Below are 11,616 nucleotides of genomic sequence, written 5' to 3' on the forward strand. Positions count from 1 at the left end.
GGCAAGTTAAATATCTCAATAATATAGTGGAACAGGATCACCGTTTCATTAAGAAACGTGTACGTTCTATGTTAGGATTCAAATCGTATGAAACAGCCACTTCTATATTGAGCGGCGTTGAAGCCATGCATATGATGAAAAAAGGACAACTTAACCTACAGGTGAAGTCTGCTCAAAATGAAGTTGGGTTCATACATAAGTTATTTGGAATTGCATCATAATCTGTCATTGAATAGGCCATGTAGGTTCTATATCTCTATCAAATGGTTTTTGCACCAGAACCGGGAATTTAGTTCATTTTTTTCTTTTTGAGGAACAATTAATTTCTTAAGTTGATGAACATGTGGCTGAACTCTCGTTCGGAGTAAATCGAATCTTTAATAATTAAAAGACGAAAAAAGAAACATAGAAGTGAAAAACTTCCGTGTTTCTTTTTGATTAATATATTTATTGGAAAAGCATTTTCACAGATGCTTCTGCTATCCTAATTATAGAAGCTATTTTGAACGTAAGAAATTTGTAAGGAATGGATAAGAAAAAAGAAATTTTTCTTGTGTAAGATAAAAATATAAAGAAGAGTGAAAGGGGGATTCACCGTTTGTTAGGATAAAAATAATCATTATGAAGATAATTACGAATTCCATGTTGCTCTTTTGTCATTGGTGGGGATGATAGCTGTGTAGTTAGTACGAAACAACAAGCAACCGCCCATACAATATGAATAGAGGAGAGGAATGCCTTATGAAAACACGTAGTCAAATTACATTTGCAAGTCTTGCCTTATTAATAGCTGGAAGCTCCCTGTTATACACAACGCCAACCTCAATTGTAAAAGCAGATCCCACTGAAAATGTATCTAGTTCGTCACAAACAAGCACTCAACGAGATCGTAATTCCGTCAAGCAAGCAATGCGGGATACATTGCATCTTGGATTCCCGGGGATACTTGCTAAAACTTCTGAGGGTGGAAAAACGTGGGGTTATGCCGCTGGGGTAGCGAATCTGATCACCAAGAAACCAATGAAAACAGATTTTCACTTTCGTATTGCCAGCGTGACGAAGACGTTCACCGCAACGGTTGTACTTCAATTAGCTGCAGAGAACCGCCTGAATCTAGACGACTCCATCGAAAAATGGTTGCCTGGTGTCATTCAAGGAAACGGATATGATGCTAAACAGATTACTATCCGGCAGATATTGAACCATACAAGTGGTATCGCCGAATACTCAAGGTCAAAAGAAGCTGATTTTTTTAAGAATACAAAAAAATCATTTACTGCAGAAGAACTAGTGAAGATTGGACTTTCGCTGCCCCCAGACTTTGCCCCAGGAAAGGGCTGGTCTTATTCAAACACAGGATACGTATTACTGGGTATCCTTATTGAAAAAGTAACCGGAAACAGTTATGCGGAAGAGATTGAAAATCGGATTATTGAACCACTTGAATTGTCGAATACATTTCTACCTGGCAATTCAAGCGTTATTCCAGGCACCAACCATGCCCGTGGATATTTCCAACCAGACGGAGCAATTGAGCTAAAAGACGTTACTTATTATAACCCAAGTATAGGTAGCTCGGCTGGAGATATGATTTCTACTGCAGATGACTTAATCAAATTCTTCTCTTCCTTACTCAGTGGCAAATTACTGAAGGAACAGCAACTAAAACAAATGCTTACTACAGTTCCTACAGGAAGTGCTGAAATCAGCGGATATGGTCTTGGAATCTATGAAACTAAGCTTCCAAACGGTGTCTCGATATGGGGACACTCAGGTGGCATTCCAGGGTTTAGTACTTTTGCTGGAGGTACACTTGGAGGTAAGCATACGTTAGCCGTCAATTTGAACAGCTTAGGAAAAGCTGATAATCCGGTTCTGTTGCAAAGTTAGAAAAAATTTAGAGAGGTGTTTTTTATCGTCTCATTCTCAGGGTTCACTCCAAATGGGAAAGGATGGCGTTTTTTATGAATTATGGGTATAAATTCATCTTAGGTTGATAGTAATGTATGGTGGCCCCTAATAATAAATTACTAGCCACGTCTTCTCATTAATTTTTTTACAAGAAAATAGAACACAGCAAGAGCCACTGCAGTAATAGCAAAATATTTAATATAGGGTCCTGCTACCTCATTTATATTCTCCCAGTTTCCATATACAAAATTTTTAAACATACTAAAAATATAAAGAGATACCTTATTCCAGGAATATCTTCACTTTACATAATATACAAATTATTCATAGTAAAATATGATAAAGATTTCTTTTTTATGTACTGGTCTTCTTTTTCATAACACCCATTATCAGTAGTAAAACAAAAAACTCATTCCTTCTAGGGTTAGTACCAATGTCCATCAAGCTAATACTTTGAAGTCTCCAAAAAACGTAAAATTTTATTATTTTACAGTTATTTATGAGAATTTAACTTATTTTTTTCGTTTTGGGGAACAACCAATTTCTTAAGTTGATGGGCATGTGGTGCTACCCTATGTTTTTAAATGATATATGAGCAGGTCCGTTTAAAAAAGAAAAGGCACCCTAAGGTACCTTTCTCCGACTTGAACCATCTTAATTTTAATAATATGTATGTGGACTCCCATCCACTTACCATTTTACCATATTTATCTATATTGTTTATTGAGAAAAAAGAAAAAGCGCCATAAATCAGAGCTTTTATATTATGGTTAAGTTACCTAAATTACTATTTTCTTGCGCATGTTATCCCCATTTTATGTGCTTTTTTTATTTTATTTCTCCTCTAAAATACGTTCAATATCATTTATACTTAATTTACTTGCTTTAGCAATTGTTTCGAGTGGTACACCTAGTTCATGCATACCTTTAATCATTTGTATTTTTCCTTCTTGGATTCCTTCTTTCTTCCCCTCATTACGAGCATGAGCAACCTTTGCAGCTTCATCCATTAACACTTTTTCCCTTGCCTCATAGGCTTGTCGGAAAGAAGAATCCTGGCTCATGCGTTCCCACTTATTCATTGCTTTTTGTAAAATTGGATCTTGATTCATGGCAATGTCCTCCAATGTTTGAGTTAAGTGTTCATCTTCATTCGCTGGAAGTAATAATAACCAACGAACAAAAGAATCTTCCCAGGGATTTACTTGTTCATTCCGCCACTGTTGCATTAACTTCGGAATCTCAACCATATGAACTTCTATATCATCACTCAATATCTTCTGTTGTTGCTTATTCCACAGGATTCCTGTTGTATGAAACGCTTCATATTCTGGAAACATCACAAAGTTTAACAGATTAATGGTGATAGTTTTATGAAGAGAACTATATGGCATCCCCTTTTGCAATTGCGATGTGAATAGCTTCCCCCAATAATACAAACTTCGTTTGATCATATCGTGATTATTATTGAGCTGTATTTCTACATTTACTTTTGTTCCTGTATCTAATGTAGCTGAAATATCTAAAATCGATAATTTATCCTCTTCATGTTCTCGATGTAAATGTGGATCTTCTAGCTGTAAAGAAACAATAGGTGATTCTAAGGAATCTTGTAGCATCGCATTTAAAAACGCGATGAGAATATCCTCACTACCATTTGTACCAAATAATTGCTTAAAAGCAAAATCGATGCGTAAATTTACTAATTTTTGATTGGACACAGGTTTTTCCTCTCTCTGTCTAATGCTATTTCTTTTTCTTTATTGTACATAAAAACAATCTGGACATGCAAACTTATACAAATATGAATCAAATTTCTAAACTCACTTTTGTCATCAATTTTTGGAGCACTAAAAAGTTACAACATTCAATTGTAATTATCCCTAATTAATATGGTTCCAAAACCTTTACTTTTTGGGACGTTTTTTTATTTTTGATTAAGTAAGTGCTGATTAATTCTATCTTGAATTGCATCTTTAATAAATTCTTCGATGGAACTGTTTGTTTCTTCTACAATTTTTGTTATAGATTTATACTCGTTACTTGTGAGAGTTACCGGCTTTGTTACGGTATTACTATCTAAATATACACTATTATTAACACGTTGTATCAGTTTTCCTTCTATTATATAGGGTGCTAAACTATCCATCCATTCGGTCTGCATTCCAGATGGTAATGATACTAGAGATTGACGAATATCAAAATACCAAAATTCATCTTCTACTGATATTTTTAAGTTTCTCGGAGACACATACTGTAATATGAGATCAATAAATCGAAAAATCTCACTTCGTAATTGGTCAAATTTAGGGAAACGGAATTTCACAAATCTTTGATGATGACTTCGCGGTTGATCAGATAAAACATAGACAGGCTCATATCCTACTTTTATTGCATCCCCTAATGTCATGTCATTCCCAAATTCATCACGAAGTATGATATCTCCACGTTTTGGAATCGAGATAATACGTGCTAACGTATTCCCTTTCATAAACCTTTGTAATAATACTACATTATGCTTTTGTGAGTATGTATAGATCGTATTTTTCCGCTCTATTTGTTGTACTAATTCACGGATGTCATCTTCTTTTACAAATTTTGTTTTACGATTACGATGCTCCTGTATAGTACAAGCTAACTCTCCCTCTTCTATCCATTTTTCGAGTTGATACATACTGATATGATACGCTTTGCTTGCTTGATATAAAGTAATTCCTTCTACCTCAAGTTCTTCTTTTAATTCCTCTACCTCTTCTCTGTTAAATAAAAAACTTCCATCTAAACGCCATGTATCCTTATTAATTGGATTTAGTTGTCCCTGTTTCATTAAATTATTAAATGTGAAGTGACTAATATCTAAGTACTCTTTTACCTCATTCGTGGTCATATTTATTTCATATGTACTAAGCATTTATGTTCCCCCTAAGATTCCATTTATATATATAAGAAATAATATTATTATGTAAATTATAATTTATAAAATAGATAATTTAAATTTATTATAACATAAATAAAAAGTAAACTATTTAAATTAGCATCTAATAACGGGGTATAATTTATAATTAAATTCATTTTTATTATAGTATAAAACAAATAAATAAGAATAAATAAAAGTAAACGTATAACAACTATAGAAAAGGGGCGTTTTTCTATAGTCATATTACACTTTCATTTTTATAAAATTTAATCTTACTATGTAAATAATTTTGAATGTAATTCAGTTATAATAATAGATATAAAAAGAATTAATAAGGAGTTGAATGACAATGAAATTTGAATTGAATACAATTCATAGTGAAACTTCTTTAGAAAATATAGAGAAACAAAAACAAAATTTCGCAAACATAATTGCAATTTGGAATGAAGATATTCTAAAACAAGCGGAGCAAAGAAAAGAAAACAATGAACGAGAAGATAAACAAACATATGATAGTTTTTCTGATGAAGAAATACTGTACTACTATTTAAACCGACAAACTCATTTTGATAAGGAAAAACGAATAAAGGATAATTCACGTGTTTTATATGCACGTGATCTAAGTCAATTCTATTTCTTTGTTAAAAAAAGCACAGAATTTCTGCAACAAGATGTAAAAGACTACGAAGATGATCGTATATGGAAGAATCTACGAAAACGTCATATCCGTAACTATCAGAGGTGGTTGTCGGAGGAGGCTGTTTCCTATCAATCCAAGGAGAAATACAAAGCATCTACGATTAGTCGGAAACTTGGTGTGATCCGTTCGTATTTGAAATGGCTATATGAAATTCAATATATCCAGGAACCTCTTCATGTGGAAATTCTAAGTACGACCGTTAATAAACACCATAAACCAAAACGCGAGTTATCATATGAGGAAGTGAAGCAGTTGCTTCATTACTATAAGGATAATGAGATCAATTACGCTTTATTATCGGTCCTAGCTACTACAGGGTTACGTGTTGCAGAAGTTGCGCATGCAAAGTGGGAAGATCTTGAGTATGACGATATACGTGGACGTTATTATTTAACAGTAGATACAAAGGGGGATAATGAACGGATTGTTTCTATTAATAAGGAAATTTTTAATCGTATTGTTGCATTTCGAATCCGGAGAAGGTTACCTATAAACATTGGGAATAAAAATGGTGGGACTATATTTCAAACAAAGAACCATTCAGCTTATAGAGAGAATTACTTGTCACAATATATTTCTAAAGTCATTAAGGATACCAAGTTAGCCTTTACAGAGAATATAAGAATTACCCCTCACTTCTTTAGACATTTTTATGTACAGTACTTATATGATTACAAGGGGCTTGCACCTCATGTAATCGCAGCTGCAGTTGGTCATAAAAATGATAGAACGACAAAAGAAAATTATTTGAAACAACGATTAACGAAAGATAATGATGCTGGAAATCTAATTTCGGAAGATGAATTCTAATTATATCGCTTTATATTTTGTATTAAACAGCTTCAATACCACTGTTTTTAGTTATGTATTTTTTACATAATTAAAATTGATTATCTACCTGTTTTTTTGTTGTTCTTATAAGGATGTTCATTAGTTCTTCGCCAAGATTCCCTAAACAATTAACATATCCATAGGGAAGCGTGTAGAACCTTGCTATAATGAAGGTGGAACTATTTCCTAATTATTGCCGAAGGAGATTAGAAATGGAAAAGATACATAGAATTTTAATTGATTTTGCTAAGGTTAATGAATATGATGGCGTAGGTAATGATTATAGGCTATATCTTTTATCAGAAAATACACAAGAAGATATATGTGAGCTTATAAAAAAGGATATAAAAGCTACTAGTGAAGACACAATAGAACTTATACAGTTGAAAGAATGGCAGCAGGATTTCCTTTCTTGTGAATTCCCTGAAGGTGAAGAGTATTGGTTCGGAACAATACCAAGTGGATATGATTTGAAAGGACTAACACCGAAGGAATTTATAATAGAACAGTTATTGAATACATTTAAACAAGGGATTAAAGCAGTTTATTGTGTAAAATTAGATATTGGAGCCTATTATGCTTGTAGTTATGAAGAATATGTCTTCGTAACCAATAAGGGAATTTATTATCTTTCTATGCAAGTGCATGATTAAAAAGACAAAATATCTTACGTACATAAATTGTCCATTCTAGATGTTTCAGCTACATTAGATACGGGTACAAATGTAAATGTAGAAATTCTGCTCAATAATAATCACGATATGATTAAACGTAGTTTGTATTATTGGGGAAAGCTATACACATCTCAATTACAAAAAGGAATGCCTTATAGTTCACTTCATAAAACCATTACCATAAACTTATTAAATTTCGTCATGTTCCCAGAATATGATGAGTTTCATACAACAGGAATACTCTGGAATAGACAACAACAAAGAATGTTGAGCGATGATATAGAGGTGCACGTTGTAGAGATTCCAAAGCTAATGCAACAATGGCGCGAAGAAAAAGTAAATCCGTGGGAGGATTCGTTTGTACGCTGGTTACTATTATTGCCAGCAAATGAAGATGAACACCTTACACAAACATTGGAGGACATTGCGATGAACCAAGATCCGATTTTACAAAAAGCAATGAATAAGTGGGAACGTATGAGTCAAGATTCTTCTTTCCGTCAAGCATATGAAGCAAGGGAAAAAGCTTTAATGGATGAGGCTGCAAAGTTTGCGCATGCACATAATGAAGGAAAAAAAGAAGGACTTCAAGAAGGAATAGAACAAGGTGTACAACAAGGGAAAATACAAATGATTAAAGGTATGAATGAACTTGGAGTACCAGTTGAAACGGTTCTGGTGCAAAAACTTCAGGGAAATTGCAAATAATCTCTAAATCTTGGACATACTGATACTATTACTCTAAAAAAGGTGTGTGATCGGTATGAAAAAGGAAAATTTGTTCAAATGGAAGCACTATCAACCTGATATTATCTTATTAACGGTAAGATGGTACCTACGGTACAACCTAAGTTTTCGTGATTTGGTGGAAATGATGGAGGAACAAGGTTTGTCTATTGCTCACACCACCATTATGCGTTGGGTGCATCAATATGGACCTGAATTAGATGAAAGAGTACGACGTCATCTTAAGACAACAAATGATTCCTGGAGAGTCGATGAAACGTATGTGAAAGTAAAAGGTCAATGGATGTATTTATATCGCGCAGTCGATTCAGAAGGAAATACCATTGATTTTTATCTAAGTAAATCAAGAGATAAACAAGCAGCCAAGCGCTTTTTCAAGAAAGCCTTGGCTGCTTCTCATATTTGTAAACCTCGTGTTATAACAGTAGACAAGAACCCAGCCTATCCTGTAGCAATTCAAGAATTAAAAGAAGAGAAACGTATGCCTGAAGGCATACAAATAAGACAAGTTAAATATCTCAATAATATAGTGGAACAGGATCACCGTTTCATTAAGAAACGTGTGCGTTCTATGTTAGGATTCAAGTCATATGAAACAGCCACTTCTATATTGAGTGGCGTTGAAACCATGCATATGATGAAAAAAGGACAACTTCACCTGTGGGTGAAGTCTACCCAAAATGAAGTTAGGTTCATACATAAATTGTTTGGAATTGCATCATAATCTGCCATTGAACAGACTATGTAGGTTTCTATGTCTTTATCAAATGATTTTTGCACCAGAACCAGATTTTTTATTAACCCTTTCTATACTTTCATTTTCTATTTATTACATTTTCACACGCAAATCTTTTTATAATCTAATATTATCTACGCTTAATATTAAATCACTAAATCGAGGTAGGACATATCTATATATATTGATTGCAAATATATTTGTTGTTTTATCAGGTAAAACAACAGATCTCATCTCGAATGATTCAGCAAATATACAAGCAATATATCTAGGCATAGACACATTGTCCGAACAATCTATTATCATATACATAATTGCTATATCAACACATGTATTAATCGGACCTGTTTTAGAGGAAATTCTATATCGTGGAATTATTCTTAGATTTTTAGAAATCAGATATTCTTTTTTTACTGGGTTAATTATATCCAGTTTATTATTTGGTTTAGCTCATAACTATGACTTTGCATTCATTATTTTTGCAACTCTAATGGGTATAATTTATGGTTTACTTTATAAGAAAACTAACTCAATAATCCCAGTAATAATTGGACATATGACTTACAATTTATATACATTTATATAATCATAATGAAGCAAAAGACGCATTATTTAAAATTATATTTCGCAAGACTATAAGGAGTATCACTAGCATTTTAGAAAAAACCACGCTCGCCAAAAATACAAAAAAACCGTCCATCAGGACGGCTTTACTTTTTACATAATTCTCGTTAACGGAAGTTAATTATATTTTTCTACGTACTAAATAAAAAGCTAACGACCCCATAATAACAGGCGCGACGAAATAAAAAAAACTTGAAAAAGAAAAAGTAAAAGTAAAAAGAAATAGTGTAAGTGTATAGATAGCTGATAGTCCTATAAATACAGGAATTCCAAATTGTAATTCTCTACATCGTTTGATTTTCCTGTATAAGACTTCCCCAATTAGACAAGCTATAAGAGCTGGTATACTACCATAAATGACGATCATTTTAATGAATCCAAATAAAATGGTCGGGTGAATATAGCTAGGATTAAAAATATATGAAATCAAGAACCATCCGAAAATAAAAGCAAATAGACCTGCAGCATAACTAATTAAAAATTTTATCAACGTAATCACCCTCACAATTTCCTAATATTATCTTCATTGTATCATTATATAAGATAGATAAAATGTGAAATAAATGTAGTATACATGTGAGTTTGACATAACGTCCTATTATCGAGATTCAATGTATTTAGAAGACTATTAAAAGTCCTCCAGATTGTTTAACTGGGGGACTTTTGTGTTCACATAATTCTTGTTAGCGGAAGTTTTTTTATCTAGGCTCAGTTAACGTTTAATGTTGATTTTCATGTTAAGATTGAAGTATGGAACAACATGTCGCTACAAAAAGAACGGAGGAAATACGGTGAAAATGCATCTTCAAGAAAGTTTATATGTTGAGTTGAAAAATGCAATTCGTTGTCATTATAACGAACTTATAACTAGGTGCGGTGTTGACACAATATATGGGTACTCCATATTAACAGACGATTGTGTCAATAGCATTGGACCAGTGGCTAATAAAGAAAGACTGATCAAAGTTAATAAATCGGACCCTTTATACAATTATTATAGATATGGAGCTGTTGAGTGGAGCGAATGGGACGATTTCGGAATGTTTGATGAAGTGAACAAAATTATTAAGAAATATCATGAAACCGTCGAAGATGACTTTAACATGCGAGTAAATACACTGTTGAATGAATCGTTAAATGTGTTAATGGAACTTGAATCAGAAGGATTGTTTGGAGACAGAAATGATAATCGATTTATTGTCATTTGTGTAACTGATTCATCGAATGAAATCATGATTGAATCAGCTCGATTGCTTAATACATTAAAGATATACGAAGAATATGCTTCAGAATTTGCATAAGAATGAATATAAGTAAAACTGCTCTCTATAAGAGGCGGTTTTCTTTTGTTCGAAAGTCAACAATTAATATTAACAGAGCCTTTATCTAAAAATACAGCCCTTACTATACATTTTTATTCATAACTTTAGAGGAGTTTTTTGCTACAAAATATCCTGTCATTCCAGATATAAAGCTCGGTGGTAAACTCCAAAAAAAGAATCCCCATTTGTTTGTAATTACTGACAGAATGAGAAAAAAAACAGCAAACCTCTCCTCATTTTGGAGATGGTATTGTATTTTATTGTTTTGCTAATCTACAATTTCGTATATTGCTATAAGTCCCCATAGCCAAGAACATGATACTTAGTCCGATAAACGTAGTACCCGTCCCCATGTTGCCCTGTGAGAAGTTCTCGATTGCATATAACACCATGGTCAACATACTGATAAACAGAGTAATAATAGTAAAAGGATGTATCTTTACCATCTTTTCCATCTCCATTTCATAATCTTATGTATACATATTATACCAATGAAGTTGTAGGTTAGATACAGATTTCCCCTGTATATCCTATACATGTTCGGTTAACATAACGTCCTATTACTGGAAGTTATTTGATGATTTATTCTTTAACTCAAGTCCTTTAGCAATATGAACAATTTCTTTAATAACAGAACCAACTTTTTCGTTGTCTTTAATTACAAATAAATGGTCTGCTTCACCTTCTACTGGATCTACTATATCTTCATTAAGGGATTCAGCTTGTTGTCGAATAAGAACTTCCTCAAAATTTGAGTAGGCTCCTCTAAATATATTCGTACTACGTTCGCTTTGAGAAACTCTGAATTGGAGTACATCATCTGGAATATCAAAATTAACAAGAATACGAACAAACTGATTTTTAGTAAATAAATTTTCAAGTAAGTTTGAAGTGACCCCATAAAGTTAGACAGGTTATTTCATTAGGAAACCTTTTGGGCATGGGTCCGGTATTGTACCGGGCTCATGCCTTTTAGTTTTGCCTTAATTCTTTTATGATTATAGTACTTTATATATTTTGCTAGTTCTTTCTTAAAATGTTCTATACTCTTAAATTCTTTTCGATACAGAAATTCTGACTTCATGATGCCAAAGAAGTTTTCAATCACTGCGTTATCGTAACAGTTTCCTTTACGAGACATACTTTGTGTAATG

General features: G+C 33.0%; 12 protein-coding genes and 1 pseudogene. 8 read left to right on the forward strand and 5 right to left on the reverse strand.

The window, feature by feature from the left end; all coding sequences use genetic code 11:
• A partial coding sequence (locus C568_RS0129390; protein ID WP_018783618.1) for a DDE-type integrase/transposase/recombinase occupies positions 1-221 on the forward strand: 221 nt, incomplete at its 5' end.
• Between the two features lie 520 nt (positions 222-741).
• A complete protein-coding gene (locus C568_RS0129395; RefSeq protein WP_018783619.1) occupies positions 742-1,890 on the forward strand; it encodes a serine hydrolase domain-containing protein in 1,149 nt (382 codons plus the stop codon).
• Positions 1,891-2,744: 854 nt separating this feature from the next.
• Here C568_RS0129395 and C568_RS0129400 read toward each other — a convergent pair.
• Both C568_RS0129400 and C568_RS0129405 read right to left on the reverse strand, forming a co-directional pair.
• The gene (locus tag C568_RS0129400; RefSeq protein ID WP_003209727.1) at positions 2,745-3,632 is read right to left on the reverse strand and encodes an Rpn family recombination-promoting nuclease/putative transposase; all 888 of its coding nucleotides are present in this window, start codon (positions 3,630-3,632) and stop codon (positions 2,745-2,747) included.
• A 206-nt stretch (positions 3,633-3,838) separates the two neighbouring features.
• Entirely contained in the window at positions 3,839-4,822 is a 984-nt protein-coding gene (locus C568_RS0129405; protein ID WP_018783620.1) for a hypothetical protein, read from the reverse strand.
• 355 nt (positions 4,823-5,177) lie between these two features.
• On the opposite strand from C568_RS0129405, the gene C568_RS0129410 reads away from it, so the two are divergent.
• The 5 genes from C568_RS0129410 to C568_RS31530 all read left to right on the forward strand — a co-directional run bounded on the left by C568_RS0129410 (position 5,178) and on the right by C568_RS31530 (position 9,102).
• Positions 5,178-6,338, forward strand: a complete 1,161-nt coding sequence (locus C568_RS0129410) for a tyrosine-type recombinase/integrase (RefSeq protein ID WP_018783621.1) — start codon at positions 5,178-5,180, stop codon at positions 6,336-6,338.
• 233 nt (positions 6,339-6,571) lie between these two features.
• Entirely contained in the window at positions 6,572-7,012 is a 441-nt protein-coding gene (locus C568_RS0129415) for a hypothetical protein (RefSeq protein ID WP_018783622.1), read from the forward strand.
• 9 nt (positions 7,013-7,021) lie between these two features.
• A complete protein-coding gene (locus C568_RS31525; RefSeq protein WP_095995426.1) occupies positions 7,022-7,741 on the forward strand; it encodes an Rpn family recombination-promoting nuclease/putative transposase in 720 nt (239 codons plus the stop codon).
• A gap of 55 nt (positions 7,742-7,796) precedes the next feature.
• Complete coding sequence (locus C568_RS0129425; RefSeq protein ID WP_018783624.1) at positions 7,797-8,504, forward strand: IS6 family transposase; 708 nt, start codon at positions 7,797-7,799, stop codon at positions 8,502-8,504.
• 43 nt (positions 8,505-8,547) lie between these two features.
• A complete protein-coding gene (locus C568_RS31530; protein WP_231399121.1) occupies positions 8,548-9,102 on the forward strand; it encodes a CPBP family intramembrane glutamic endopeptidase in 555 nt (184 codons plus the stop codon).
• 159 nt (positions 9,103-9,261) lie between these two features.
• Here the strand turns inward: C568_RS31530 and C568_RS0129435 are convergent, their stop codons facing one another.
• Positions 9,262-9,639, reverse strand: a complete 378-nt coding sequence (locus C568_RS0129435) for a hypothetical protein (RefSeq protein ID WP_018783626.1) — start codon at positions 9,637-9,639, stop codon at positions 9,262-9,264.
• Between the two features lie 292 nt (positions 9,640-9,931).
• Here C568_RS0129435 and C568_RS0129440 point away from each other — a divergent pair, with 292 nt between their 5' ends.
• Complete coding sequence (locus C568_RS0129440) at positions 9,932-10,441, forward strand: DUF4303 domain-containing protein (protein WP_018783627.1); 510 nt, start codon at positions 9,932-9,934, stop codon at positions 10,439-10,441.
• 581 nt (positions 10,442-11,022) lie between these two features.
• Here the strand turns inward: C568_RS0129440 and C568_RS35940 are convergent.
• Both C568_RS35940 and C568_RS0129455 read right to left on the reverse strand, forming a co-directional pair.
• A pseudogene (locus C568_RS35940) lies at positions 11,023-11,346 on the reverse strand (ATP-binding protein); the annotation flags it as partial.
• Positions 11,347-11,384: 38 nt separating this feature from the next.
• Positions 11,385-11,616 (reverse strand): IS3 family transposase (locus C568_RS0129455; protein WP_018781582.1); only part of this gene is annotated, 232 nt, incomplete at its 5' end.

It is taken from the genome of Bacillus sp. 95MFCvi2.1, assembly GCF_000374965.1.
GTDB classification, from domain to species: domain Bacteria; phylum Bacillota; class Bacilli; order Bacillales; family Bacillaceae_G; genus Bacillus_A; species Bacillus_A pseudomycoides.

Coding starts and splice junctions, on each gene's coding strand:
- C568_RS0129410 (WP_018783621.1), top strand. CDS start 5,178: ATGAAATTTGAATTGAATACAATTCATAGTGAAACTTCTTTAGAAAAT.
- C568_RS0129425 (WP_018783624.1), top strand. CDS start 7,797: ATGAAAAAGGAAAATTTGTTCAAATGGAAGCACTATCAACCTGATATT.
- C568_RS0129415 (WP_018783622.1), top strand. CDS start 6,572: ATGGAAAAGATACATAGAATTTTAATTGATTTTGCTAAGGTTAATGAA.
- C568_RS0129395 (WP_018783619.1), top strand. CDS start 742: ATGAAAACACGTAGTCAAATTACATTTGCAAGTCTTGCCTTATTAATA.
- C568_RS0129405 (WP_018783620.1), bottom strand. CDS start 4,822: ATGCTTAGTACATATGAAATAAATATGACCACGAATGAGGTAAAAGAG.
- C568_RS31530 (WP_231399121.1), top strand. CDS start 8,548: ATGATTTTTGCACCAGAACCAGATTTTTTATTAACCCTTTCTATACTT.